The 26,336-nt window shown below is 64.0% G+C and carries 23 protein-coding genes; 10 read left to right on the top strand and 13 right to left on the bottom strand.

The window, feature by feature from the left end; all coding sequences use genetic code 11:
* Positions 1 to 51: 51 nt before the first annotated feature.
* On the bottom strand, positions 52 to 3,069 hold the full coding sequence (locus LSO07_RS15205; RefSeq protein ID WP_151095135.1) for a calcium-binding protein: 3,018 nt from the start codon (positions 3,067 to 3,069) through the stop codon (positions 52 to 54).
* Positions 3,070 to 3,412: 343 nt separating this feature from the next.
* Between LSO07_RS15205 and LSO07_RS15200 the strand changes: the two genes are divergently transcribed.
* Complete coding sequence (locus tag LSO07_RS15200; RefSeq protein ID WP_151095133.1) at positions 3,413 to 4,585, top strand: serine hydrolase domain-containing protein; 1,173 nt, start codon at positions 3,413 to 3,415, stop codon at positions 4,583 to 4,585.
* A gap of 45 nt (positions 4,586 to 4,630) precedes the next feature.
* Here LSO07_RS15200 and LSO07_RS15195 read toward each other — a convergent pair whose 3' ends face one another.
* Together LSO07_RS15195 and LSO07_RS15190 are read right to left on the bottom strand one after the other, a co-directional pair.
* The gene (locus tag LSO07_RS15195; protein WP_151095131.1) at positions 4,631 to 5,275 is read right to left on the bottom strand and encodes a DUF6000 family protein; all 645 of its coding nucleotides are present in this window, start codon (positions 5,273 to 5,275) and stop codon (positions 4,631 to 4,633) included.
* Positions 5,272 to 6,165: a LysR family transcriptional regulator gene (locus LSO07_RS15190; protein ID WP_151095129.1), complete on the bottom strand. Its 894-nt coding sequence runs from the start codon at positions 6,163 to 6,165 to the stop codon at positions 5,272 to 5,274. Before LSO07_RS15190 ends, LSO07_RS15195 begins: the two co-directional genes overlap by 4 nt.
* Before the next feature lie 109 nt (positions 6,166 to 6,274).
* Between LSO07_RS15190 and LSO07_RS15185 the strand changes: the two genes are divergently transcribed.
* Positions 6,275 to 7,774: an MFS transporter gene (locus LSO07_RS15185; RefSeq protein WP_151095127.1), complete on the top strand. Its 1,500-nt coding sequence runs from the start codon at positions 6,275 to 6,277 to the stop codon at positions 7,772 to 7,774.
* 114 nt (positions 7,775 to 7,888) lie between these two features.
* Here the strand turns inward: LSO07_RS15185 and LSO07_RS15180 are convergent, their stop codons facing one another.
* The 3 genes from LSO07_RS15180 to LSO07_RS15170 all read right to left on the bottom strand — a co-directional run bounded on the left by LSO07_RS15180 (position 7,889) and on the right by LSO07_RS15170 (position 10,796).
* Positions 7,889 to 8,425, bottom strand: a complete 537-nt coding sequence (locus LSO07_RS15180) for a CPBP family intramembrane metalloprotease (RefSeq protein WP_034787364.1) — start codon at positions 8,423 to 8,425, stop codon at positions 7,889 to 7,891.
* An 87-nt stretch (positions 8,426 to 8,512) separates the two neighbouring features.
* Complete coding sequence (locus LSO07_RS15175; protein WP_034787362.1) at positions 8,513 to 10,093, bottom strand: methyl-accepting chemotaxis protein; 1,581 nt, start codon at positions 10,091 to 10,093, stop codon at positions 8,513 to 8,515.
* Between the two features lie 268 nt (positions 10,094 to 10,361).
* Positions 10,362 to 10,796 (bottom strand): hotdog fold thioesterase, encoded by a 435-nt coding sequence (locus tag LSO07_RS15170; RefSeq protein ID WP_151095125.1) that lies wholly within the window; start codon positions 10,794 to 10,796, stop codon positions 10,362 to 10,364.
* A gap of 143 nt (positions 10,797 to 10,939) precedes the next feature.
* On the opposite strand from LSO07_RS15170, the gene lpxO reads away from it, so the two are divergent.
* From lpxO to fdx, 6 genes are all read left to right on the top strand, one after another.
* Positions 10,940 to 11,839: a lipid A hydroxylase LpxO gene (gene lpxO, locus LSO07_RS15165; protein WP_034787360.1), complete on the top strand. Its 900-nt coding sequence runs from the start codon at positions 10,940 to 10,942 to the stop codon at positions 11,837 to 11,839.
* Positions 11,840 to 11,969: 130 nt separating this feature from the next.
* Positions 11,970 to 12,425, top strand: a complete 456-nt coding sequence (locus tag LSO07_RS15160; RefSeq protein ID WP_225317312.1) for a MarR family winged helix-turn-helix transcriptional regulator — start codon at positions 11,970 to 11,972, stop codon at positions 12,423 to 12,425.
* Positions 12,426 to 12,611: 186 nt separating this feature from the next.
* Positions 12,612 to 14,942, top strand: a complete 2,331-nt coding sequence (locus tag LSO07_RS15155; RefSeq protein ID WP_225317459.1) for a glucose/quinate/shikimate family membrane-bound PQQ-dependent dehydrogenase — start codon at positions 12,612 to 12,614, stop codon at positions 14,940 to 14,942.
* A gap of 137 nt (positions 14,943 to 15,079) precedes the next feature.
* Positions 15,080 to 15,493: a DUF6331 family protein gene (locus LSO07_RS15150; protein WP_151095121.1), complete on the top strand. Its 414-nt coding sequence runs from the start codon at positions 15,080 to 15,082 to the stop codon at positions 15,491 to 15,493.
* A 43-nt stretch (positions 15,494 to 15,536) separates the two neighbouring features.
* Positions 15,537 to 16,169: a carbonic anhydrase gene (locus tag LSO07_RS15145; protein WP_034787358.1), complete on the top strand. Its 633-nt coding sequence runs from the start codon at positions 15,537 to 15,539 to the stop codon at positions 16,167 to 16,169.
* A gap of 100 nt (positions 16,170 to 16,269) precedes the next feature.
* Positions 16,270 to 16,602 carry an ISC system 2Fe-2S type ferredoxin gene (gene fdx / locus LSO07_RS15140; protein WP_034787357.1) on the top strand — a complete coding sequence of 111 codons (333 nt, stop codon included), beginning with the start codon at positions 16,270 to 16,272 and terminating at the stop codon, positions 16,600 to 16,602.
* 33 nt (positions 16,603 to 16,635) lie between these two features.
* On the opposite strand, the gene LSO07_RS15135 is transcribed toward fdx, so the two are convergent.
* Entirely contained in the window at positions 16,636 to 18,684 is a 2,049-nt protein-coding gene (locus LSO07_RS15135) for a M13 family metallopeptidase (protein ID WP_151095119.1), read from the bottom strand.
* 242 nt (positions 18,685 to 18,926) lie between these two features.
* Between LSO07_RS15135 and LSO07_RS15130 the strand changes: the two genes are divergently transcribed.
* Positions 18,927 to 19,163 carry a DUF7661 family protein gene (locus LSO07_RS15130; RefSeq protein ID WP_070279526.1) on the top strand — a complete coding sequence of 79 codons (237 nt, stop codon included), beginning with the start codon at positions 18,927 to 18,929 and terminating at the stop codon, positions 19,161 to 19,163.
* 1 nt (position 19,164) lies between these two features.
* Here the strand turns inward: LSO07_RS15130 and LSO07_RS15125 are convergent, their stop codons facing one another.
* Positions 19,165 to 19,734, bottom strand: coding sequence for a DUF1439 domain-containing protein (locus LSO07_RS15125; RefSeq protein ID WP_151095117.1), 570 nt, complete (start codon positions 19,732 to 19,734; stop codon positions 19,165 to 19,167).
* Between LSO07_RS15125 and LSO07_RS15120 the strand changes: the two genes are divergently transcribed.
* On the top strand, positions 19,733 to 19,930 hold the full coding sequence (locus tag LSO07_RS15120) for a hypothetical protein (protein ID WP_151095115.1): 198 nt from the start codon (positions 19,733 to 19,735) through the stop codon (positions 19,928 to 19,930). The two genes, LSO07_RS15125 and LSO07_RS15120, sit on opposite strands and share 2 nt — an antisense overlap.
* A gap of 9 nt (positions 19,931 to 19,939) precedes the next feature.
* On the opposite strand, the gene LSO07_RS15115 is transcribed toward LSO07_RS15120, so the two are convergent.
* The 5 genes from LSO07_RS15115 to LSO07_RS15095 all read right to left on the bottom strand — a co-directional run bounded on the left by LSO07_RS15115 (position 19,940) and on the right by LSO07_RS15095 (position 26,287).
* On the bottom strand, positions 19,940 to 20,893 hold the full coding sequence (locus LSO07_RS15115) for a hypothetical protein (RefSeq protein WP_151095113.1): 954 nt from the start codon (positions 20,891 to 20,893) through the stop codon (positions 19,940 to 19,942).
* A 35-nt stretch (positions 20,894 to 20,928) separates the two neighbouring features.
* Positions 20,929 to 21,372: a hemerythrin domain-containing protein gene (locus LSO07_RS15110; protein ID WP_151095111.1), complete on the bottom strand. Its 444-nt coding sequence runs from the start codon at positions 21,370 to 21,372 to the stop codon at positions 20,929 to 20,931.
* A gap of 105 nt (positions 21,373 to 21,477) precedes the next feature.
* Positions 21,478 to 22,833, bottom strand: a complete 1,356-nt coding sequence (gene prsR / locus LSO07_RS15105; protein ID WP_151095109.1) for a PEP-CTERM-box response regulator transcription factor — start codon at positions 22,831 to 22,833, stop codon at positions 21,478 to 21,480.
* Positions 22,834 to 22,850: 17 nt separating this feature from the next.
* Positions 22,851 to 24,902 carry an XrtA/PEP-CTERM system histidine kinase PrsK gene (gene prsK / locus LSO07_RS15100; RefSeq protein ID WP_151095107.1) on the bottom strand — a complete coding sequence of 684 codons (2,052 nt, stop codon included), beginning with the start codon at positions 24,900 to 24,902 and terminating at the stop codon, positions 22,851 to 22,853.
* Positions 24,899 to 26,287, bottom strand: coding sequence for a TIGR03013 family XrtA/PEP-CTERM system glycosyltransferase (locus tag LSO07_RS15095; RefSeq protein ID WP_151095105.1), 1,389 nt, complete (start codon positions 26,285 to 26,287; stop codon positions 24,899 to 24,901). The genes prsK and LSO07_RS15095 overlap by 4 nt, the downstream gene beginning before the upstream one ends.
* Positions 26,288 to 26,336 lie beyond the last annotated feature (49 nt).

Here is a 26,336-nt window from a genome sequence, read left to right as displayed (position 1 = left end):
CCCCGGCCCGGCTGCGTGATGGTGAAGCTAACTAGCTAGCAACGCGGGCGATCAATGGACTGCCGCCAGCTGGATCTGCGTCGACCCAGCGCCTGGCGCCGACCAGGGCGCCGATGCGGCCGCAGGCACGGCAAAGCCGGCCATGGCTTGCACCAGCTGCGCCGGATCCGCTGGCCAACCGCCGAAGCCGCTCTGGCTGGCGCCAGCCGCTGGTGGCGCGGCGCGCCAGTTCTGCGCCAGCACCGGCGCCAGGATGGCGGCCGTACCGGCCGGCAAGGTCAGCTGGCCCGCTGGCGGCGGCGTCAGGCCCGCCATCGCCTGCACCAAGTTTTGCACATCGCTGCCCAGCAAGACTTTGCCATCGGCCATGCGGAATTCCTCGATGCGCACCGGCGTGTCCGCGTACCAGTTATTGACGGTGATCTTGTCCGTGGTGCCGATGGTGCTCACTTCCAGGTGCGCGCCCGCCTGACGGAACCACAGCTGGTCGGCGCTGACGCCGGCCAGGAAAGAAACGACATCGTGGCTGTCCGCCTCCACGCCCTCGGCGATGATGTCGGCGCCGTCGCCGCGGGCGAAGAGATAGGTGTCGTTGCCCATGAGGCCGGCCAGGGTGTCGTCACCCTTGCCGCCCTGCAAGGTATCGTTGCCGAAGCCGCCGAAGAGGATGTTCTTGATCTCATTGCCGGTCAACACGTCATCGAACTTGCTGCCGAAAACCATATTGAAATTGGCCAGCACGTCGGCACCCGGGCGCGCGACCATCGACCCGCCGACCGGTGCGAAGGTGGCCGTCACGCCTGCCGTGGCGCTGGCGTAGTTGAGCGTGTTGCCGGTCCCGCCGCCGTCGAGCACGTTGCCGCCAGGCGTATCGACATAAAAGACATTGTTGTTGTAGGCGCTGCCCGTTACCGTCAGGCCCGAGCCGATGAGGCGCACATTCTCGACGTTGTCGGCCACCTTGTAGTCGACGCTGGTGTACACCGTATCGCTGCCGCCGTTGCCCCGTTCGACGATGAAATCGCCCCCGTGGTTGACGTAATAGGTGTCGTCGCCGCCCAGGCCTTCCAGCAGGTCGGCGCCGGCGCTGCCGTTGATGACATCGGCGCCCGCCGTGCCGACAAAGTGCTGCCCCGTGGGCTGCGTGGGACCGTTGAAATGCCAGGCCTGGGCCAGCACGGGCGCCAGGGCGGCGGCCGTGCCGGCCGGCAGGGTCAGCTGGCCCAGCGGCGGCGGCGTCAATCCCGCCATTGCCTGCACCAGCAGCTGCACGTCGGCACCGCGCATGACGTGGCCGGCGGCCGTGCGGAATTCCTCGATGTTCGGCTTGGCAATGCTCCAGCCGCGGATGGTGATCTTGTCCGTGGTGCCGATGGTGCTCACTTCCAGGTCTGCGCCCACCTGGCGGAACCACAGCTGGTCGATATTGACGCCGGCCAGGAAGGCGATGCTGTCGTACTTCGCATCGGCGGAGGGCTCGCCGATGATGTCCGCGCCGTCGCCACGCGCAAAAACATAGGTATCGTCACCCAGCCCGCCGACGAGGAAGTCGTCGCCCTTGCCGCCTTGTAAGGTATCGTTGCCGAGGCCGCCGGACAGGGTATTGGCCAGTTCGTTGCCCGTCAACACGTCGTCATAGGCGCTGCCAGTCACGCTGGAAATATTGACCAGCACATCGCTGCCCGGGCGCGCCACGGGGGTGCCGCTGATGGAGGCGATGGCCGCCGTGGCGCCCGCCCTGGAACCCGCATAGGTGGCGGAATTATTGCTGCCGATGCCTTGCACCAGGTGACCGCCGGCCACATCGATGTGGAAGACGTTGCCGCTGCCGTTGCCCCTTACCCCCAGGCCGGCCGCGCTCAGATGCAGCTCCTCGACGTTGGCGCCCATGGTATAGCTGACCGTCGTGTAGACGGTGTCGCGGCCGCCGCCAGGCTGTTCAATCACCACGTCGTTGCCATGGTTGACGTAATAAATGTCGTCGCCGGCCCCGCCGACCATCACGTCGGCGCCCGCCGTGCCCTTGATGATGTCAGGGTTCACCGTGCCTGCTCCCTCGGTGCGCCAGTTCTGCGCCAGTGCCGGGGCCAGGATGCCGGCGATGTTCGGCGGCAGGGTCAGCTGGCCGGCCGGGGGCGGCACCAGGCCCGCCATCGCCTGCACCAGGTTTTGCACGTCGCTGCCCAGCAGCACGCGGCCGTCGGCCGTGCGGAATTCCTGGATGCGGGGCACGATGCCCGCGCTGAACCAGCCATTGATGGTGATCTTGTCGGTCGTGCCGATGGTGCTCACTTCCAGGTTCACGCCCACCTGGCGGAACCACAGCTGGTCGGCGCTGACGCCGGCCAGGAAGGAAACGACATTGTGGCCGCCGCCCTCGACCACCTCGACGATGATATCGGCGCCGTCACCGCGGGCAAAAATATAGGTGTCGTCACCCACCGCGCCGAGCAGCGTATCGTCGCCCTTGCCACCCCGCAAGGTGTCGTTGCCGATGCCGCCAACCAGGAGGTTCTTGAGTTCATTGCCGGTCAGGACGTCATCGAACTTGCTGCCCACGATGCTGGCGAAATTGACCAGCACATCGCTGCCCGGCGCTGCCGCCACCGGACCACTCGCCCCTGACAGGGTGGCCGTCACGCCCGCGCTGGAGCCAAGGTAATTGACCGAGTTGCCCGTGCCGCCACCGTCGAGCACATTGCCGCCGGCCACGCTGACATGAAAGATATTGTTGGTGTTGGTGCTGCCCGTCACCGTCAAGCCGCTGGCGGCGAGGCGCACGTTCTCGACGTTGTCGGCCACCGTGTAGTTGACGCTGGTATACACGGTATCGGTGCCGCCATTGGCCAGCTCGACGATCACGTCGCCGCTGTCGTTGACGTAATACGTATCGTCGCCGGCCAGGCCTTCGAGCACGTCGGCGCCCGTGGTGCCGTTGAGCACATCGGCATCCGGCGTGCCGGTGAAGCGCTGCAGCGCCACGGCGGCGGCACTGTTCAGGTATGCCTCGATGGCGGAAATGCCATCGTCAGCGGAGGTGGAAGTTTGCGATGCAAATTTTTCAGTCATGTTGCAGTTTCCTGTCGTTAAACGTCAAAACCAAGATTGAATATGTCGGCGCAAGCTGACATGCAAGGCAAAAGTCCCGGCCGCATCCACTTGCAGTTCAGCATGCACCTTCAACGGTCCGGCACTTTCGGTGCATGGGCGGCGCGCGGTTGGTGGTCGCCACGCATGCACCCCCTACTGACGTTCAAGGGGGCGGAACACTGTTGTTTGTCATGCAAATGTCACACTGCATGGAGGAGAGAAAAGGAAAAGCGGAATGGCGGAGTGACGGAAAGGAGGAAAAAAGCGCGCGGCTGGCGCAGGCCAGCACAATTTCTTTCACTGCTGCACCCATTGTGCGAGAATGCCCCTCCCCCTTGGATGGATGGTGCGCATGATAAGCAAACTCGCCGCAAGCATCACTGCAATGACACTCGTGCTGGCAGCTTGCAAGCCCGCGGCCACGGCACCTGCGCATGACATTCCTGCGGCCATGCGCCAGACCGCGACCACCCTGCTGCAGTCAAAATTCCTGCACGCGACTTCGATTGCCGTCGTTTATCGGGGCAAGGAATTCATGCTGCATCAAGGCGAGCTGGAGACCGGCAAAGGCAATCCGCCGAACGATGCAACGCTGTATGAAATCGGCTCAATCAGCAAGACTTTTGCTGGCCTGCTGCTGGCGAACGCCGTGCTGGATGGGAAGGCGGCGCTCGACGATCCCATACAAAAGTACCTGCCGGCCGCCTACCCGAACCTGCAGTCGCACGGACAGCCAGTTCGCTTGCGCCATTTGATCACGCACACCAGCACCATGCCGGGCATGCTGCCATTGCAGGTGAACACCATATTGAAGGATTTCACCGCACACGCCACGCCGGCAAAGCTCAATGCAGCCTACGCCAGCTACGGGCAACAGCAATTCTGGCAGGACTTGCACACGGTCAGCATCCAGGGTCCGCTTGGCAAGGACTACGCCTATTCAAGCGCCGGTACCGAACTCATTGCGCACACGCTTGAAACAATCTACGGACTGCCCTACGAAGTTCTGCTCACGCAATTCGTCGCGCGCGCAGCCGGCATGCACGATACCAGGCTGAGACTCGCAGCCACGGATGCCGGCCGGCTGGCGCCCGGCTACCACAGCGACAATCCCGTCATGACGACACCGATGCCGCAACTGCCTTGGGGCGCAGCCGGCAACCTGAAGTCGAGCATGCCGGATATGACGAAATACCTGCGCCTGCAATTGGGTGCCGATCCCGCGGTCGTCGAATCGCACAAGCCGCTGGTACGCTTTCAGGACGACTTCAGCATTGGCTATTTCTGGAATATCGGCAGCAATCGCCAGTTGGGCACGCATTATGTACACCATGGCGGCGTGCCGCGTGCGCAAAGCTACGCCTACGTCATTCCAAAATACCAGCTCGGGGTCTTCATCATCACCAACCAGAGCGGCGACGCAACGGCCGGCGCCATGGAAGGTGCGCTGGCGCATATTTTCGACACCGTCGAATCCATGGAAAGCGCGCGGTAGACCGCCAACAATACCAACGGCGCCGAAGTTTGAGGGGGATCGCGCCTATTTGCCTGGCGCCGCGGCCTGCAAGGCGCGCAAGGTGGCCATGCGGCCAGTCAATGCTGCGAGCGCTTCATCCAGCGCCAGGCCCGGCCGGCTGGCGGTAAAATCGGCCCAGGCTGGCGCATGGCGCGCCGCCTCATCCCGGCCCTGCTGGCCATCCAGGTAGGCAATGGCCGCCATGGCTTGCTCCTGATCAAAGTGCAGCTGCGGCTGGCGCAAATAATGCTCAAGATAGCGGTGCAGATAATCGCGGCTGCCGGGCGTGTCGAAGGCGGCCAGCGCCAGACAATACGCGCTGCCCGCGTAGCAGACTTCACTGGCCAGCAGCAGGCCGCCCAGCTGGTCCGTGAAGCCGGGACGATGCATCAATGCGGCCAGATAGGCGCCCGCCGTGCGGCTGCGCCAGTCGAATTGCCCCAGCAGGCGGGCGATGACGGTATCGTCGGCCAGCGCCAGCCGGGCCAGGCACGCCTGCGCCTGGGGCTGGTGCAAGCCCATGTACAAGGGCCGTACCCAGCCGTCACGCAGGGCCGCCGTCAGCGGTTCCTGCGGGGGCAACTGCGGCATGGGAAACGGATGCGCGTGGCGCACGGTGGCGCCAGCCACATGCAACTGCAAGGGCGTCAGGGAAACATCCTGCGTCATGGCAAAGCTCCAAAAGTTTGATCCTGTAACTGCTCCACCAGGAAATCGATGAAGACGCGCAAGCGCGGCGGCAGGTGGCGGCTGGCCGGCCACAGCAGCCAGAATGCCGTGCGCGCCTGCGTATGGTCGTCCAGCAGCGAGACCAGTTGCCCCGCCGCCAGTTCGCGCTGCACGGCAAATGCGGGCAGGTAGGCGATGCCCTGCCCCTGCACGGCCAGGAAGACGCGCATTTCCAGGCTGTTGCAGACCATGCCGGGCACCGGCTGGCTTGCCTCGTCCATCAGCGGCCACTGCTCCAGGCGGCCCGTGGCGGGAAAGCGGTAGTCCAGGCGCGCGTGCCGCAGCAGCCCGGCGCCATCGGCGGGCCGGCCATGGCGCGCCAGGTAGGCGGGCGACGCCACCAGCAGGCGGCGGAATGTACATAGTTTGCGCCGCATCAAGCCCGAATCGGCCAGCTCTCCCGTGCGCACGGCCGCGTCAAAACCGTCGCTGACGATGTTGACCATGGCGTCGGAAAAATCGAGGTCGAGTTCGATGGCCGGGTAGGCTTGCATGAAGGCGCCGATGGCCGGCTCGAACAGGCCGCTGTAGCGTGGCAGGCTGATGCGAAGGCGGCCGCTCGGCGCGCCGCCCGATTCGCCCAGCTCGCGCTCGGCCGCTTCCACCTCGGCCAGAATGCGCTTGCAGCGCTGCAGGAATTTCTCCCCTTCCGCCGTCAATGCCAAGTGCCGCGTGCTGCGCTGGAACAGGCGCGCACCCAGCCGCGCCTCCATGCGCGCCACGCTCTTGCCGACCGCCGACGACGATAGCCCCAGCAGCCGGCCTGTGGCCGAAAAACTGCCGCTGTCGGCCACCTGCACGAACATGGCGATGCCGCCCAAGCTATCCATTCATCCCCCATTCAAGACATATTTGTCCGATATGTTGATCAGTTTAGCCCATTTTTCTTTAATGATGGGCGCGCCATACTCGCCCCTCTTTCTTTCCTATCCGACGCCCATGCCCCACTCCTCACGTCTTTCACTCCCCCTGCAAGTGCTGGCCGCTTGCCTGACGGGCTTGCTGATTCCCCTGTGTTTCACGGGTCCGGCCGTGGCCCTGCCCGCCCTCGGCGCCGAATTGCACGGCAGCGCCGCCGCCCTGAACTGGGTCATCAATGCGTATATCCTCAGCTATGGCAGCGCCATGATGGTGGCCGGCAGCCTGACGGACGTGCTGGGACGGCGCCGCGTCTGGCTGGCGGGGCTGGCGCTGTTTTGCGTGGCGACCCTGGCCATTGCCCACGCGCCATCGGTGGCATGGATCGCCGCGCTGCGCTTCGTGCAAGGCCTCGGCGGCGCGGCCGCATTCGCCGCCGCCATGTCGTCGCTGGCGCCATTGTTCCACGGCGCGGCGCGCAGCCGCGTGATGAGCGTGCTGGGCACGACGTTCGGCCTGGGCCTGGCCTTCGGCCCGCTGGCGGCCGGCGCCATGCTGGCGGTGGCGCGCTGGCCCGCCATCTTTTATGCCACGGCCGCGCTGGGCGCCATCGGCATGCTGCTGGTATGGGGCAACGTGCCGGCCGATCCGGCGCGCGGCAAGGGCCGGCTGGACTGGCCCGGCGCCCTCAGCTTCACCGCCGCGCTGGGCCTGTTGACCCTGGGCATGCTGCTGGCGCCCGAACACGGCTGGCGCAACGGCGCCGTGCTGCTGTCCGTCGCCTCGTCCATGCTGCTGTTTCTCGCCTTTGGCGCGATCGAGCGCAGGACGGCGCGGCCCATGCTGGATTTGTCGCTGTTCCGCCAGCGCCGCTTTGTCGCCGTGCAAGTGCTGGCCGCCTCGCCCGCCTTCCTGTTCATCGTGCTGATCGTCATGCTGCCGGGGCGCTTCATCGGTATCGACAACATGTCCGCGCTGGCCGCAGGCCGTTTGATGATCGCCCTGGCCGCGCCATTGCTGCTCGTGCCCATGCTGGCCGCGCTGCTGTCGCGCTGTGTGGGGACAGGCGCCCTGTGCGCCGCGGGATTGCTGCTGGCCGCGGCGGGCCTGGCCTGGCTGGCACAGGTGCTGGGCGGCGGTGACGCTGGCACCTTGGCCGGCCCCCTGCTGCTGATCGGCGTGGGCATCGGCTTGCCGTGGGGCTTGATGGATGGCATGGCCCTGAGCGTGGTGGAAACAGAGCGGGCCGGCATGGCGACGGGTATCTTCAATACCGTGCGCGTCAGCGCCGATGGCGTGGCGCTGGCCCTGGCAGGCGCCGCACTGGCCGGCCTGATCGGTGCAGCGCTGGCGCGGCAACTGCCGGCAGGCCTGCCCGTGCTGGCCGCCGCCAGCCGCGCCGCGCTCGGCGATCTCCAACAGGCGACACAGCTGCTGGGCGGCCAGGAAACGCTGCTGCGCGCCAGCTATGACGCCGCCTTCCGTCAGCTGCTGAACGGCCTGGCGCTACTGGCCGTGGCGCTGGCGGCGCTGGTGCCGTATTTGCTCAGGAAGGAAGAAAAGCGCCTAACAAAACCGTAGCGAGCGGAAGGTAGAGGTGGTCGAGAAGCGTAACCGTACTTGAGTACGGGGGCGCCGAGCCGGTGAGCATCGCAGGCCGCCTATACCGACGCGCAGTAGGTTTTGGAAGGTGCTTCAGGCGTCGAGGCCGTAAAACACGGCCACCAGAATGGCGATATTGTTGCAGGCGCGCGCAAACGTCGTCGTTGCGTAGGCAACGGCGACACTGGGGCCGCGGTAGCGCAGGTAGACAAAACTGAACATGGCGCCCGACCCCAGCGCGACGATGGCATGCAGCAAGCCGCCGCTGATGAAATGCACGATGGCCCACAGGATGGTGCCGATAAAAATACTCAGCTGGCGGCTGGCGCCCAGGCGCCGGAGGATTTCCAGCGGCAGCAGCTGGCCAAGGAAGGTTTCCAGGATGGGTGAATAGATGACGACCCAGAACACCAGCAGGGGCAGCGACATTTCACGCTTGAACTTGGACAGTCCTGTGTGCGCGCCCCAGTATTCGGGCGGCAACAGCCATTTGGTCACAAACAGGATGGCAAAGCACAGCATGCAGGTGAGCAAACCCCAGCCGAGGCCGGCAAGGGCCAGCTGCAGCACGGGCGGCGCCGGCTTGTCGTCGTCCGGGCTGGATAGATCATGGCTGCGGCGCACTTGCATGAGAAGTCCTGGCGTTGATCCAGCTCTCATTGTAGCGCGGAATACGACTATTGGCGCATGGCGCGCCGTGCTGCCGCGCTCTCGGCATCAAGCCGCCAGGCGCAGCGGTCCGTTGGCCGGCTTGGCCAATTTGAAGATGCCCACTTCCTGTTCCAGCTGCGCCGCCTGCTGCTGCAATTCCTGCGCGGCGGCGGCCGCCTGCTCGACCAGGGCCGCGTTTTGCTGGGTCACGCGGTCCATGTCGACGATGGCGCGGTTGACTTGCTCGATGCCGGCGCCCTGCTCCTGCGTGGCGTGGCTGATCTCGGCCATGATGCCCGTCACCCTGCCGATGCCGGCCACCACGTCGTGCATGGTGACGCCGGCCTGCTCGACGAGCAAGGTTCCGGTACCCACCTTGCTGACGGAATCGTCGATCAGGGCCTTGATTTCGCGCGCGGCGGCGCTAGAGCGTTGCGCCAGACTGCGCACTTCCGTGGCGACGACTGCAAAACCGCGTCCCTGCTCGCCGGCACGCGCCGCTTCCACTGCCGCGTTCAAGGCCAGGATATTCGTCTGGAAGGCGATGCTGTCGATCACGCCGATGATGTCGACGATCTTGTTCGACGAGGCATTGATCAGGCCCATCGTATGCACCACTTCGGCCACCGCCTTGCCGCCCTGCTCCGACACCTTCGACGCTTCGCGCGCCAGGCGGTTCGCCTGCTGGGCGTTGTCCGCATTCTGGCGCACGGTGGAAATCAGTTCCTCCATCGATGACGCCACCTCTTCCAGCGAGCCGGCCTGCTGCTCCGTGCGCTGCGACAGATCGCGGTTGCCCGTAGCGATCTCGGTCGAGGCCATGGCGATGCTTTCCGTGCCATGGCGCACCTTGCCGACGATGGCGGCCAGGTTGTCGCGCATGGTCTTGATGGCAAACAGCAGGCTGCTGTCGTCGCCGTGGCGCGTGTGCACGTCGATGGCCAGTTCACCGAGCGCGATGCGCCCGGCAATCGAGGCCGCATACGCCGGTTCGCCGCCCAGCTGGCGCAGCAGGCCGCGCGTGATGACGGTGGCCACGGCAATGCAAATGAGCACGCTGAGCGCGGCCAGCACGCCGATCCAGCGCAGCGACTGGCCGTAGATGGCGCGCGCGGCCACGCTGGCCTGCTCCGATTCGCGCTGCACGTTTTTCAGCACCGTATCGATATCGGCGACGATCTGGCGCCGCAAAGGGCTGCACTCCTCGACGAGGAAGGTGCCATACTGCTCCATCTGTCCCGTGGCGCGGAACTGGCGCGGACGCTGCAATTCCCGCGCCATGGTTTTGAGGCCCGTGCTGACCTTCTCGAATTGCGCATCGCCGGCGAACTGCGGCGCGAGGCGGGCCAGCGCTTCCAGGTACAGCGCCTTCTGGCTGTCGAGGATGGCCAGCTCTTTTTCGGCGGCCGCCTGGTCATGGAAGATATACGCATTGCGGGCAGCCAGGCCCGTCTGGTCGAGCGCTTCGCGCGCCACGTACAGGGGTTCGAGTTTTTCCAGTTGTACTTTTTCTTGCGCGTCCATGGCGCCGGAGATGGCGCCGATGCGCAGCAGTGCGAAGGCAGCCAGCACCAGCATGAGTAGCACCAGCAGCCCGAAGCCTGCGCTCAGGCGCGCGCCTATCGTCAAACGATTGAATGACATCATTGTTGTTATTGCCCTGTAATAAAGTTGATTGTTGCTGGTTATCTAAAAACCAGCGATCTGCTCGCCGTCGTGTTGCCGTTCCTGCATGGCGCAGGATGGGTCTCTAACTGGCGTTTTTTGGGCAGTCAGCTTCTAATTTCAGGCAATGCAGGCGCGCGGGACATACCCCCACGCCCTACAACAGCACACTGAATTATAAGCGAACAGCGTTATTTATGATTTCACGCGGCCGCATTTAATGCCTTGATGCAAGTCAAGATGGAACGTATCAGCCCGCGCCCGGGGCCTCGATGACAGCCATGGTGATGCGCGAAATGCAGCACAGTTTGCCGTCACCATCGGTGATGCGGATTTCCCAGACCTGGCTGGTGCGGCCCCGGTGGATAGGCGTGGCGCGCCCCGTCACATGGCCGCCACGCACGCCGCGCACGTGGTTGGCATTGATTTCCTGGCCCACGCTCACCTGCCGGCTGGAATCGAGGCAGGCATTCGCGGCCATGCTGCCCAGGGTTTCGGCCAGCAGCACGGAAGCGCCGCCATGCAGCAGCTTGAATGGCTGCATGGTGCGGTGGTCGACGGGCATGGTCGCTTCGATCCAGTCGGGGCCGAAGGCCGTGAATGCGATGCCCAGGTGGCGCATGGCCGTGCCCTCGCTGGCGGCGTTGAGGGCGGCCAGGTCGAGCGGTGCGTGCCAGATTTCCATTGTTACCTCGTGTCAGTGTGGAGAACAGCCATTGTAGGACAGAGCTCTCCCATGCGCCGCTTCATCTTTCCTTCACCGTGGCCCGGGGTGACGATGGCATTAACTGGTTATAATTGCCCCATTCTTAAAAAACGAGGTTGTGTATGAAGTGGGCCTTGCTGGGCATTTTTGTGTTTTCCGTTTTACATATTCATTTTCGTGGCAAGGTGCGCCTGCCGTTTCGCCGCCAGATCTTCGATCATTCCTCGTTCATGGCGCCGCTGAACCTGTTCATGCACACCTTTTCCAAGGTGCCGGCCACGCCATACCTTTCCGTCGATCAATTCCCGGAACTGGCGCCGCTGCAGCAGAACTGGCAAATCATCCGCGATGAAGCGCTGCGCATGCAGGAAATGAAAAAGATCAAGGCCGCGGAAAAGAACAATGACGTGGGTTTCAATTCCTTCTTCAAGTATGGCTGGAAGCGTTTCTACCTGAAATGGTATGACGCGAACCACCCGTCGGCACAGCAGATGTGCCCGCAAACCTATGCGCTGCTGCAATCGATTCCCTCGATCAAGGCGGCCATGTTCGCGGAACTGCCGCAAGGCGGCAAGCTCAACCCGCACCGCGACCCGTTCGCCGGCTCCCTGCGCTACCACCTGGGCTTGCAGACGCCAAACGACGACCGCTGCTTCATCGACGTCGATGGCGAGCGCCACAGCTGGCGCGACGGCCAGGCCGTGATGTTCGATGAAACGTATATCCACTGGGCCCGCAACGACGCCGACAGCGACCGCATCATCCTGTTCTGCGACATCGAGCGTCCGATGCGCTACCGCTGGGCGCAAGGCTTGAACCGCTGGCTGGGCCGCACCCTGATGACGGCCGCCGCCTCGCCGAACGAACTGGGCGACCAGGTCGGCGGCGTCAGCAAGCTGTTCCAGATTTCATGGACCATGGGCCAGTACCGTCGCCGCTTCAAGGCGTGGAACAAGACGGCCTACCAGGTCACCCGCGTGGCGCTGGTGGTCGGCATCATCGCGCTGATCTATTTTATTTAAGCACCGGCTTCACCCCAAAAAAACCGCCTTCGGGCGGTTTTTGCATTTCCGGCCGCCTGGAAAAATGCATAGCCTGCTATGCTCATCGAAATTATGATAGCATGCTATATTCTTTTCACCGGGGATGTTCGTGATCGACTTCCAGAAAGAGCAGTCCGCAGGCCACATGACGAGCCGGGCTGCACGCCTGTTTGCCAGGGTCATCGAGCGCAAGCTCAAGCTGATCGGCATGGCGCCGGGCCAGTTGCCCGTGTTTTACGAACTGGCAAATGGCGCGCAGCTGACGCAGAAAGCACTGACCGTCGCTGCTGCCGTCGAGCAGCCGACCATGGCGGCCACGCTGGCGCGCATGGAACGTGACGGCCTGGTCAGCCGCCAACCCGATCCCAGCGATGGACGCAGCAGCCTGTTCGGCCTTACCCCGGCCGCATTACAGCAGTCGCCCCTGATCAAGGAAGCGATTCATGCCAGCAACCGCGAAGCCCTCGCCGGTTTCAGCACCGAGGAAGAACACGCCTTGCTGGACATGCTCAGCCGCATCATCGCCAATCTCGACAGCAAATCCACCACGCCAAACCCGGTCTGAGCATCCCGCCAGCGGGCGGAAGCTCACCCCTCGCCCAACGGGGGAACCGAGTCTTGGTTATTCAGCATCACCTGGCGGCGCCTGGCCGCCCGGTCAACAATAAAAGGAATCATCGTGAACCCTTCCAGTTCATCCACACCCGCAACGCGGGGTCAAGCAGCGTCGCCGCTGCGCTACCTGCCAGCCGTGCTGCTCATCTTGTCCGGCCTCTTCCTCGCTATCGGCGGAGCCTACCTCGCGTACCTGGGCGGCAGCTGGTTTTACCTGCCGATGGGCATTGCCACGTTCGCCTCTGGCATACTCGTCTGGCGGAGCAAGCCGGCCGGCGCCCTGCTGTTCGGTGCCGCCTTTATCGTTGCCCTGATCTGGGCCCCCATCGACGCGGGCTGGAACTTCTGGCCCCTGGTGTCGCGCCTGTTCGTCTTCGGCGTGCTGGCATGCCTGGTAGCCCTCGCCTATCCCGGCTTGCGCCGCGCCACCGGCGTGCCGGCTGGCAAAGGCGCCTTCGCGCTGGCGGGCCTGATCGCCGTCTGCCTGGCCATCACAGGCGTCAATTTCTTCTTGCCCAAGTCCGTCATCGAAGCGGATGTGGTGGCGGGCGTGACGCCGGTCGCTCCCGGCGCGCAGCAGAAAAACTGGCTGCACTGGGGTAACACCACGGCCGGCAACCGCTTCGCCGCCCTGGACCAGATCAACAAGGGCAACGTCGGCCATCTGAAACTGGCCTGGACGGCGCACACGGGCGACATCCCGCAAAGCAATGGTTCTGGCGCGGAAGACCAGAACACGCCGCTGCAGGTGGGCGATACCCTGTACGTCTGCACGGCCTACGGCAAGGTCGTGGCGCTGGACGCCGATACGGGCGCCGAGCGCTGGAAATACGACCCGCAAGGTTCCGCGCCAAACTGGCAGCGCTGCCGCGGCCTGGGCTACCATGAAGCGCCCGCCGCGCAGCCGCTGCCGGCCAGCGCCTCCAGCGACGCCGCCCCGGCCGCCTGCCGCAAGCGCATCTTGCTGCCGACCATCGATGCGCGCCTGATCGCGCTCGACGCGGCTACCGGTGAGCCTTGCGCCGATTTTGGCGAGCACGGCACCGTCGACTTGAAGGTGGGCATGGGCGAAGTCAAGCCCGGCTACTACCAGCAAACATCGACGCCGCTGATCGCGGGCGACCTGGTCGTCGTCGGCGGCCGCGTGGCCGACAATTTCTCCACCGGCGAGCCGCCGGGCGTGGTGCGCGCGTTTGACGTGCGCAGCGGCGAACTGGTGTGGGCCTGGGATCCGGGCAACCCGGCCATCACGAAACTGCCGCCGCAAGGCCAGACCTATACGCGCGGCACGCCGAACGTCTGGTCGGCCATGTCGTATGACGCCCAGCTGGACACCATCTACCTGCCGACCGGCAATGCCACGCCCGACTTCTTCGGCGGCACGCGCACGGCGCTGGACGACAAGTACAGCTCGTCCATCGTTGCCGTCAACGCGAAAACGGGCAAGGTGCGCTGGACCTTCCAGACCACCCACCACGACCTGTGGGACTTCGACTTGCCGGCCCAGCCGCTGCTGTACGACATTCCCGACGGCAAAGGCGGCACCCTGCCTGCGCTGGCGCAAGTGACGAAACAAGGTGAAATCTTCCTTCTCAACCGCGTGACGGGCGAGCCCATCGCGGCCGTGGAAGAGCGTCCCGTACCGCAAGGCAAGGTGCCTGGCGAGCGCTATTCGCCCACGCAGCCGTTCTCCATCGGCATGCCGTCGATCGGCAACGCCACCTTGCACGAGTCCGACATGTGGGGCGGCACCGTGTTTGACCAGTTGCTGTGCCGCATCGAATTCAAGGGCATGCGCCACGAAGGCGTCTACACGCCGCCGGGCCTCGACCGTTCGCTGCAGTTCCCAGGCTCGCTGGGCGGCATGAACTGGGGCAGCGTCTCCGTCGACCCGACCACCAACTACATGTTTGTCAACGACATGCGTTTGGGCCTGGCCAACTACATGATCCCGCGCGCCGCTATTCCGAAGGGTGCCAGCGGCATCGAGATGGGCGTCGTGCCGCAGGAAGGCACGCCGTTCGGCGCCATGCGCGAACGTTTCCTGTCGAAAGCGGGCATTCCCTGCCAGAAGCCGCCGTTCGGCACCATGTCGGCCATCGATCTGAAAACCCGCAAGCTCGTGTGGCAGGTACCGGTCGGCACGGTGCAGGATACGGGGCCGATGGGCATCCGCATGAAAATGCCGATTCCGATCGGCATGCCGACCCTGGGCGCGTCGATGTCGACGCAATCCGGCTTGCTGTTCTTTGCCGGTACGCAGGATTTCTACCTGCGCGCCTTTGACAGCGCCACCGGTAAGGAAATCTGGAAACAGCGCCTGCCCGTGGGCAGCCAATCCGGCCCGATGACGTATGTCTCGCCGAAAACGGGCAAGCAATACATCGTCGTCAGCGCCGGCGGTGCGCGCCAGTCGCCGGACCGCGGCGACTACGTGCTGGCATACGCCTTGCCTGACAAGAAGTAAGCGGCAATACAGTGCACACACAAAACCGCCTTCGGGCGGTTTTTTCATGCCTTGCTGCATGGTGTGCCAACTGCCGCCGCGCTTGCGGTACGATGGCGCCTCTATCAGACAGTCACCGCGCATGCGGGAAAGCAAACATGACGCAACGCGACCATCAATACGATATCCAGATTGCCGAAGACGCATGGATCGAGCACATCGACCTCGGCGAGCGCTATGCGCAAGCCGTCGGCATCGACGAGCACCTGGAGGGGCTGTGGCCGCTGATCTGCCGCCTGGAAACCCATTGCGTCGCCGGCTGTTGCGGCATCGATGCCTTCGACTTCACGCGTGCAGGCATCGCCGCGGCGCTGCTTGAGCTTGACCGCGCGCAACTGCATGCCGCCTGCGCACAAGTCCGCGGTGCCGTGGCAGCGGCCGCCAGCGACGTCTTCATGAGCAACACGCTGAATCACATTGCCGATAAACGCGTGTTCCTGCAATTGATCGAGCATCTTGACCGCTGCATTACGGGGCCTCAAACCGGCCAGCCGGCAAGCCAGCCGCGCTGACATCGGCGATAATACGGGCTCACACCACTCTCTTCTTTTATTTATGCGCGACATCATTGCCGGATTTCTACGTTTCCAGAAGGAAGTCTTTCCTGAACGCCGAGAGTTGTTCAAGACACTGGCCACGGGACAGACGCCCAAGGCCTTGTTCATTTCCTGTTCCGACAGCCGCATGGTGCCGGAACTGGTGACGCAGCGCGAACCTGGCGAACTGTTCGTGATTCGCAACGCGGGCAACATCGTGCCCTCGTTTGGCCCGGAACCGGGCGGCGTGAGCGCGTCCGTCGAATTTGCCGTTGCGGCCCTGAATGTGACGGACATCGTCATTTGCGGCCATTCCGATTGCGGCGCGATGAAGGCCATCGCCACCTGTACCTGCCTCGATCACATGCCGGCAGTCAAGAACTGGCTGCGGCACGCGGATGCGGCGCGCATGATCAATGAGTCGATCGAGCATGCCACGGAACAGGACCGCATCGACGGCATGGTACGCGCCAATGTCGTGGCGCAACTCAACAACATCCGCACACACCCCTCGGTAGCGCTGGGCATCACGCAAAAGCGCCTGACCCTGCATGGCTGGGTGTATGACATCGAAAATGGCTCACTGGACGCGCTCGACGAGGCTACCGGCCAGTTTGTCCCGCTGGCGGAACATCCGGCATCGAAGATGTAAGCGCAGAAAGCCCCAGTTCAGGCGCAACATTGCGCTTGACCTTATCAAGGCGGGAAGGTTCAAGGTAGCGGTATTCAAGCGACATCAAGGAGAATCCCGCATGCCAAAAATCACCGTCCTGCCCCATCCCGAGCTGGCCCCCGACGGCGCCGTGTTTGACGCGCCGCAGAACATGAGCATTTGTGACGCATTGCTGCTCAACAAGATCGACATGGAACACGCGTGCGGCCAGGTCGGCGCCTGTTCCACCTGCCACGTGGTCGTGGTGCAGGGTTTCGATACGCTCAACGAACTGGGCGACAATGAGGAAGACATGCTCGACCAGGCCTGGGGTTTGCAGCCCCATTCGCGCCTGTCCTGCCAGGCCCGCCTCGCCCAGGAAGACCTGACGGTGGAGTTGCCCAGGTACACGCTCAACCACGCCAAGGAATAGTCCGCGGCGCGGTTGCCCAACTGCCCTACCTGCTTACCACATGATCACGCGCTGCTCCGGCGGCAGATACATCGGGTCGCCTGGCTTGATGCCGAACGCTTCATAGAAACCGGGCTGGTTCTTGACCGTGCCCTTGGCGCGGAATTCGCCCGGCGAATGGGGGTCGCTCTTGATCTGCGCGATGGCCGCTTCGGGACGCAATTTCGCGCGCCATTTCTGCGCAAAGCCGATGTACAGGCGCTGTTCGCCCGTCAAGCCATCGATGACTGGCGAAGGCTTGCCGTTCAAGGAACGCTGGTACGCCTTGTAGGTGATCGACAGGCCGGAATTGTCGCCGATGTTTTCGCCCAGGGTCAGTTCGCCATTGATGTGGTAGCCCGGCACGGGACTGTAGGCGCCATATTGCTTGACGAGGCCGGCGGCCAGGGCCTTGAAGGCCGTGCGGTCCTCTGCCGTCCACCAGTTGCGCAGACGGCCCTTGGCGTCGTACTGGCTGCCGGAATCGTCGAAGGCATGGCTGATTTCATGGCCGAAGGTGATGCCCAGCAAGCCGTAGTTGACGGCATCTTCCGCTTTCACGTTGAAGAATGGCGGCTGCAAAATGGCGGCCGGAATCGTGATGGCGTTGAGCGACGGGCTGTAGCTGGCGTTCACGGTTTGCGGCGTCATCGACCATTCGTCGCGGTCGACCGGCTTGCCCAGCTTGGCCAGGTTTTGCTGGCGGCTCCACGCGCGCGCGGCGCGCACGTTGGCGATCAGGTCGTTTGGCTGCGTCTGCATGCTGCTGTAGTCGCGCCAGGTATCGGGATACGCGATCTTCGGCTTCAAGGCTGCCAGCTTGAGCTGGGCTTCCTTCTTGGTTTCCGGGCCCATCCAGTCGAGCTGCTCGATGCCATCCTTGAACGAGGCGACGAAATTGTCGAACATGGCCATCACGCGGGGCCGGGTTTCCGGCGGCAGATACATTTCCACGTAACGCTTGCCGACGGCGTCGCTGATGGCGCCATCCGTGAAGCGCAGCGCCAGTTGCCACTGCGGTTCGCTTTGCGGCACGCCGCGCAGCACCGTGCCGTCGAAGGCGAAACGCTCCTTGACCGTAGCGCTGTCCAGGAAGGAGGCATAGCTTTCGATGATGCGCCAGTTCAGATAGCTCTTCCAGGATTCCAGCGGCACGGCGGCCACGGTCTCGGAAAAGCCGGTCATGAAGCTGGGCTGGCGCACCACGGCCGAGGAGGCCTTCGGCGCCAGGCCGGCGGCCGTAAAGTAGGCATTCCAGTCGAAGGCTGGCGCCAGTGCCGCGAATTTGTCGAAGTCGACGCGGTTGTACGATTTGACGGGGTCGCGCATCTGCACGCGCGTCCACTGCACGGCCGCCAGGCGCGTTTCGAGGTCGAGGATTTGCGCCGCGTGTGCGGCAGCGGCCTTGTCGCCGCTCATGGCCAGCATGGTTTCGATATGCTTGAGGTATTTGGCGCGCACGGCTTGCAGCTTGGCGTCGTCCTCCTTCAGGTAGTAATCGCGGTCAGGCAAGCCCAGGCCGGACTGGCTGATGTTGACCGTGTAGCGCTCGGGGTCTTGCGCATCGGGTGCCACATAGGCGGAAAACGGCGTGGCAACGCCATTGCCTTGCAGGTAGGCCAGCAGCGCCGGCAAGTCTTTCTTGTCCTTGACGGCGGCGACGCGGGCCAGTTCGGCGCGCAGGGGCTTGAAACCAGCCGCATTGCGCGCCTTGTCGTTCATGAAGCTCGTGTACAGGTCGGCAATCTTGTGCGCTTCGCTGCCGGGCTTGCCGGGGTTCTTGACGGTGGCATCGATCAGGCCGCGCAACTGGCCCTGGGCGATTTCGCGCAATTCGATATACGTGCCCCAGACGGATTTGTCGGCCGGGATTTCCGTATTGCGCGTCCAGACGCCGTTGACGTAGCCGTAGAAATCATCCCTGGGGCTGACCGCAGGGTCCAGGGTTTTCAGGTCGATGCCGGAGACGGGCGCGGCGGAGGTAGTGCCTTGCTGGGCGTACAGCGCGGGCGAGGAGAAGGCGAACAAGGCGCAGCAGGCGGCGCTGATGAGTGAACGTTTCACGAAGATTCCTTTAATTGTTTTAACTTCATGTTGGGGAACATGCTGTGTCCAGGCATGAGAGGCAGGATTATAGTCGGCCTGCTTGCGGGGCAACAATGGCGGTTGAACAACTCCTGTGATCCGATGTTCGCTGAAGCAAGCCTAAAGTCCATGCCGATGATCAGCAAATGTTACCATCTAGCAATAGCCATACCTGTCGCTCGCCACATCTTTTTGCCTGGCTCTTTCACTGGAGAAGTTTGATGCAGGAATTCAGATTCAATATTTTCGGCACGCTGATTGGCGTCCGGGAGAGTCAGGGCGCCTGGCGCGCCTTCTATCTCGGTGCGGAAGGCAAGCGCAGGCCCGCCGATTTCATTATTCCGGACGATATTCAAGCAGATGCGCTGTGCGAGTACCTGGCTGACCTGTTCCATGAAGAGGCGACGCCGCGCAATAACACGGCCACGCAAATCGGCACGCCCGCGTTCGAGGCCTAGCCTACTTCACCGGCTCGAACGTCACGGTCAGCCCATTGGCCGAGGTCCGGATCTGCGTGGGCACGAATTGCACGCCCGCATAGCGCAATTCGTCGGGTTTGAACGTATAGATCGGCGTTTCGTGCATGAGCTGGTCGGCCACCAGGCTGGCCACCTTGGCGAACTGGCGCTGCTGCGACTCGTCCATGCCATCGATGGCGACCTTGTCCACGCTCGCTTCGCTCAGGTAGACGGCGTTGCGCTGGGCGTCCAGCACTAGGCGGCCCGACATGGCCAGGCTGCCGCGCCAGCCCTGGCGGATAAAGGGCGGCAAGACGCTGGCGTCCACGCTCAGGGCAACCCGTTCGCGCTCGGGCTGCAACGACAGTTGCGGGTGGGTCAGCTTGACATCCAGCACGGACAGCACGCGCTTGTCGATGGGAAAGCGGCGTTCCAGGCCTTGCTGCATCTTGCTCAGCGACACATTCACGTCGCGCGGGCCGATCAGGGTGGAACACGAGGCCAGCACGCTGCAGGCAAAGGCAGCGATGGCGGCGGTTTTCAGCAAGGGACGCAGGGCGGTCAAGGTCATGGATAGTCTCGGTGGAAAGATCGCGCCATCTTACACATGGACCCGCTTCAACACAAACGGCGCCCGGCTTGCGGCGGGCGCCGTTTTTTACGTCAACGTCTTATCAATGCACGAACAGGGCGATCAGTATGACGATGGGCAATGGAATGCCCAGCAGCAGCAAGAGGATGGAACGCATGGCAGTCTCCTAGATTAAATCGGTGAATTAAATGGTCACATGGCGCAGCACGCGCTCATGGTCGCGCTGGCGGCCGCCAAACGTTGCCGCCAGGCTGGCCACGAAAGCGCCTAGCAACAAGGCGACGAACATCCACAGCGCCGTGTGGGCACCGGCCTTGCGGGCCGTTTCAGCCGCTTGCTGGGCGGCAGCCTTGGCATCGGCGGCAGCCTTGGCGGCGCGGGCGTAGACGGCGTCGACGCGCGCTTCCGCTTCCGCCTGCGTCAAGCCCGTGCGGCTGGCCACGACTTGGCCCAGGTAGGCGCGGTCATCTGCGGCCAGGCTGCCCGTGGACAGGCCGGTGGCGAAGATCTTGCCGATTTCCACGCGCTGCTCGGCGGTGCTGGCATTGGCCGCGGGCGCCGCCAGGGTGCCGGTGGCGGTGGCAGTGGTAGCCGGTGCAGCAGGCGCGGCGCGCAGCAGCATGTCCGAGAAATAGTCGAGCGGATTGGCGCCGCTGCCCTCGCCTTGCTTGGCGCTTGCAGCGCCAGCAGCACCTGCGCCCGCTGCCGCTGCGGGGGCTATGGCAGCCGCCACGCCGCTGCCCGCGTCGATGGCGCCGCTCAGCACGGCGCGCGTGCCGCCGGCCAGCACAGCCACGGTGATCAGGGTGGCCACGGCCCAGGCCAGCAAGCCGTGGGCCGTATCGCGGAAATGCACCTCATCCGTGTGGATGGAACTCCATTTCACGCGCAGCCGGCCCGCCATGTAGCCGCCGATGCCGGACGCGGCCAGTTGCATGAAGGCCAGCCAGGCGATGGTCGACACGCCGATGGCTGTCGCGTTGAACGACCACGGCGACACGGACGACAGGCCCAGGCCCACGCCGAGAATCAGCAAAATGAAGGACAAGGCGGCCGCGGCGGCTGCACCCGCCAGCACGGCGCCCCAGGATACGCCCGGATTGTTCAGGTCCGACACGGACAATTGTGTAGCTTGCATGGAATACTCCCTTGGTTGTTGATTTTTTAAGCCGCTCAGGCGGCGATGCCCGTCAGCTGTTCCTTGCGCGCGGCCATTTCCTTGCCCAGCGCGTCGAGGTCGACGGCCGTATGGCGCACTTTGGGAAACATGTCGCCCTCTTCTTCCTTGACGTGGTGCTCGATCTGCTCGGACAGCACCTTGACCTTGGCGTCGTACAGGTCGTCGGCGGGGTCCATCGCGGTAATCTGCGCGATGAGCTCCTTGGCGCTCGCATGCTCGACGACGGCTTCATCCATCAGGTCGCCGTCATGGATCGGGCGGCGCACGGCCGGGTAGAAGATTTCTTCTTCCAGCTGCGTGTGCACGGTCAATTCCTGGCAGATCTGGTCGGCCAGTTTTTTCTTGGTGGCAAAGGAGCGGTCGCTCAGGTTCTCATACTGCGCAAACAGGGCCTTGACGGCCTTGTGGTCCTTCATCAATAAATTGATCGCGTTCATAACCCCTCCTTGTTGTTGATGAGGCTAGGATGCGCCGTGACGGCGCCAGCGTATGTGCGACGCCATACACAATCTTGATATTCAATTCATATCAGTATCCCGCGGCTACTTGATGCCGTGATGGCCCATCAAGTCATACAGGGTGGGCCGGCTCACGCCCAGCAGTTCGGCCGCCTTGGCGATATTGCCGTCGGCGCGGGCCAGCGCGCGCACCATGACCTTGTACTCGGCAGCTTCGCGGGCCTGACGCAGATTGATGGATTCATCGGCGGGGGCGGCCTGGGCGCTGGCGGGCAAGCCCAGGTCGTCGGCCGCGATCTGCGGCCCGTCGCTCATGATGACGGCCCGCTTGATGCAGTTTTCCACTTCGCGCACATTGCCGGGCCAGCCATACGTCTCGATGAGCTGCAGCGCGCCGGCGCTGAAATGCAGGTTGCTGCGGCCTTCGCTGGCGCAGAACTTGTTCTTGAAATGCTGCGCCAGCAAGGTGCAATCGCCGGCCCGCTCGCGCAGCGGCGGGATGCGCAAGACGATTTCGCTGAGCCGGTAAAACAAGTCTTCGCGGAAACGCCCCTGTTCCGCCAGCACTTTCAGATCCTGGTGCGTGGCGCAGACGATGCGCACGTCGATGGCGATCTCGGCACGGCCGCCCACCCTTTCGATGACTCTTTCCTGCAGGAAGCGCAGCAATTTCGCCTGCAGCGCCATCGGCATGTCGCCGATTTCGTCGAGAAAGAAGGTGCCGCCATGGGCCAGTTCGATCTTGCCCAGGGTTTGCCGGGCCGCGCCCGTAAACGCGCCCCGCTCATAGCCGAACAGATCGCTTTCCAGCAGGTTTTCCGGGATGGCCGCGCAATTGATGGCCACGAAACGTTGCGCATGGCGGCTCGACAGCGCATGCAAGCCCCGCGCAATCAGTTCCTTGCCGCTGCCCGAGTCGCCCAGCAGCATCACGCTGGCCGACGAGGGCGCCACTTTTTCCACGCTGCGGCACAGTTTCAGCATGCCCGGGTCGCGGCTGACGATGCCGGCCAGCGGAGAATCCGCCTGCGTCTGCAGCATGCGGCGGTTTTCCTGCTGCATCGCGTGCAGATAAAACGCGCGGGCAATGACCAGGCCCAGCATATCGGCCTCGAACGGTTTCTGGTGGAAATCGTAAGCGCCCAGCGCGATGGCTTTCAAGGCATGCGCGCGCTCCTGGTTGCCCGACAGGATGATGACTTTCGTGTCCGGCGCCAGCGCAAGGATTTGCTGCAAGGTGGCGAGGCCTTCCGTGGCACCGTCCGGGTCGGGCGGCAAACCCAGGTCCATCGTCACGACGGCCGGCTGGTGGCGCCGCACCAGCGCCAGCGCCGCCTCGCGCTCGCCCGCCAGCAAGACATCGTAGCCGTCAAAACTCCAGTGCAACTGTTTTTGCAGGCCGGGATCGTCTTCGATGACCAGCAGTTTTTGCTTGCCCATGGCACCCCACTCCTTTGCTATGCCGCATGCAGCGGCAGGATCACGCGAAACGTCGTGCCCACCTGCGGCTCGCTGCGCACTTCCAGGCTGCCGCCCACTTCGCGCAAGTATTCGCGGCTTTCGAACACGCCGATGCCCATGCCCGCCGTCTTGGTCGTGTCGAACGGTTTGAACAGGCGCTCGCGGATGAATTGCTCGCTCATGCCCTGCCCCGTATCGTCGAGCTCGACAACGGCCGTGTGCTGTACGCGCCGCAACCGCACGGCCACCTTGCCATCGCTGGCCGTCGCCTCGATGGCGTTCTGGATCAAGTGGCCCAGCACCCGCTCCAGCCGCGCGCGGTTGGCCAGCACCGTCAGTTCGCCATCGACGATTTCCAGCCGGGGCGCCGGCGCCAGGCTGGCCTTGGCCGCTACGGCCTGGCGCAGCAAGCCGTCGAGTTGCAGCGGCGCCGGTGCTTCCGGCGCCTCGCCGCGCGCCAGTTTTTGCAGCAAGGTCTTCATTTTCTGCACGGAATGGTCGAGGGTGCCCAGCATGTCTTCCTGGAAGGCGGGATTGGCGCGGTGCTTTTCCGCATTGCTCAGTAGCAGCGACAACTGGAACACCAAATTCTTGAGATCATGCACGATGAAAGTGGACATGCGGTTGAACGAGTCGAACTGGCGCGCCACCGTCAGGGTATCGAGCGATTCGCGGTGCGCCAGGTAGCTGGCGGCCTGGCTGCCGGCAATTTTCAGCACGTCGCGGATTTCCCAGTTCAAGGCTATGCGCGTGCGGGGGCGCGCCAGCGCGACAAAGGCGAACAGCTGGCCATGCAGCATCAAGGGCACCAGCAGCCACACGTCGGGCAGCGCCAGCAGCGCGGGCGGCAAGCGCAAGCCGCCGTACTGGCGCGGATTTTGCTGGCAATCGTGCACGTCGATCACCCAGAGTCTTGCCTCCAGAAACTGGCACAGGGGACCGGACGCCGGCTCGCTCCACGTGCCCGGCGGCCAGTTCCAGCTGGCCGCCGGGGCAAATTGCCCTGGCTCGCGCAAGATCCACAGCGCGCCGGCGCGGCTTTCCACCAGCTGCGCCATGGCCTGTATCGTGCGTTCGCCCAGCGCCGGGCCATCCTCGGACAGCGCGCGCGTAAATCGCAGCCATTCCTCGCGGTAATCGAAGATGGCATTGTAAAAATGTTTATTGATCGTCACCTTGAGCTTGGCGCGCAGGCTGCCGGAAAACAGCACGCCCGCCAGCAGCAGGGCCGCGCCGCCCAGGTAAGCCATCTGCATCAGGGAACCCCAGGTGCCGCCGAAATAGCGCAAGTAATAGGCGCTGGCCGCCATGGCCAGCAGGTAGATGGCCGAGCCCAGCAAGGCAGCCGAGCGGTACAGCATCTGGCGCGAGACGGACAGGCCCAGTGCCCAGCCCGGATTGCGCGCGGCAGAGACGGCCAGCAGCGGCGCGCACAAGGCGTCGACGATGCCGCGCGCCGCCCAGATGTCATCGTTGACCGTGCGAAACAGCAAGGCGTCGCTGTACAGATAGAAATCGTAGGCGAACAGCCCGCCCACGCCCAGGCAGGCAAACTTGATGCCCCAGCGTTTCAACGGTGGCGTGTTGCGATACCACTGCTCCACCAGCAACATGCCCAGCACGGCCAGCAGCAAACGGCAGACACTGGCAATGATGCGCGCAGGCAATGGCAATGCCAGCCAGGATGAAGCCAGGGAGAACAGCCAGGGCGCCAGCGCCGTGAGGGCGATGCCGGCCAGCACGAGGCGCAGGCGGGGCTGCGACGGTTCGATCAGCAGCAGCAAAAACACCAGCCAGGCCAAGGTGCGCAGCAGTTCCAGCGCGTCGCCGGCCAAGGCGGTGCGCTGTCCCAGCAGCACCAGCACCACCGCGCCCGTGGCCCAGCCGCCCGTCGCCAGACAAGCGACCAGCAAGGCGCGCACATTCTGCCGCGCGCGCCAGTTGCTGATGAGCAACAGCGCCAGCACGAAGAAAGCCAGCGACGCCAGGCCATGGCTGAGGGCCGCAGCGTCGGCCGCCGCCAGCCAGTCCGACTGCGCCCGTATCATCGGCTGCCTTTGCCAAACAGCACTACCTGCACCGTATCGAGCAGGATCAGCAAGTCGAGGAACAGGCTATTGTTCTTCACATAATACAAATCATATTGCAGTTTGTTCACCGCATCGTCGACGGAAGCGCCATATTGATAGCGCACCTGCGCCAGGCCCGTGATGCCCGGCTTGATGCTGTGACGAATGTTGTAGTACGGCACCTGCTCCTTCAGTTGCTCGACAAAGTAGGCGCGCTCGGGGCGCGGTCCCACGAAACTCATCTCGCCGCGAAACACATTGAGCATTTGCGGCAGCTCGTCGATCCGCAGCTTGCGGATCAGCTTGCCAACGCGCGTGATGCGCGCATCGTTGTCCAGCGCCCAGATGGGCTTGCCATCGCGCTCCGCGTCGCAGCGCATGCTGCGAAATTTCAGCACATTGAAGGGCAAGCCGTCGCGCCCTACCCGCTCTTGCTGGTAAAACACGGGGCCGCCATCTTCCAGGCGGATGCACAGGGCCGTCGCCAGCATCACGGGCAGCGCGGCCAGGCAGATGACCCCGCTGGCGGCCAGGTCGAACAGGCGCTTCGAGGCGGCGCGGAAAAAGCTCTGGTCGAAGCCGCCGCCATAGATCAGATAGCTCGGTTGCAAGGAATCGATGCGGATCTGGCACGCTTCGCGCTCGAAAAACGTGGCCGCGTCGATCACCTTGACGCCGCCCAGCGCGCATTCCAGCAGTTGCTTGGCAGGAAACGCGCCATTGCGCCGGTCGCTGACGGACACGACGATCTCATGCGCGGCATGGCGCTGGGCCATGGCCAGCAGCGACGGTTCGGCCGGCAGCAAGGCCGAGGCCGGCACGCAGCAGCGCTCGCCCGCCACATCGATGCAGCCGACCACCGTAAACTGGTGGAAACCGATCTTGCTCGCCGCCAGCTCCATGCATTCGCGCGCCAGCGCCCCGCCGCCCACCAGGATCAGCCGGCCTTCCATCAGCGCCGATTGCGAGGATTTGAACACCACCAGGCGCGCCAGCAGCACGCCGATGGCGCCCAGGCCGAAGATCAGCACGCTGCCGCGTCCGAAATGCAAGGAAGGAATAAAACGGATCAGCACGCTCAGAACGGCAAAACCCAAGGCGAACGACGGCAGGATGCGCAATAAGGTGTTGCGGATATCTTCGCGCGAGCGGTGCTGGTACATGCCCAGCGCGCTCATGCTGAAAACGATGACCAGGGCAAAGATCGAGGAAGACAGGTAAACCTCGCTCACCCGCAGCACGCGGCTGCCATCCGCCAGCCACAGCAGCGACGTCAGGGTGGCCGACAGCAGCAGGATCATGATTTCCAGCAACAGCAAGATAAACGCTGTTTTCGAGACGTAATGGCTGAAGATGCGGATCATGGGGCCTCCTGCGGCAAAGGCGGCACGCCGCGCACAGGGCGGCTTGCCA

The sequence above is a fragment of the Janthinobacterium sp. PLB04 genome, from assembly GCF_021165895.1.
In the GTDB taxonomy this organism is placed as follows: domain Bacteria; phylum Pseudomonadota; class Gammaproteobacteria; order Burkholderiales; family Burkholderiaceae_D; genus Janthinobacterium; species Janthinobacterium lividum.
The sequence above is the reverse complement of the archived record's forward strand: the minus strand, read 5'-3'. Positions and strand labels throughout refer to the sequence as shown.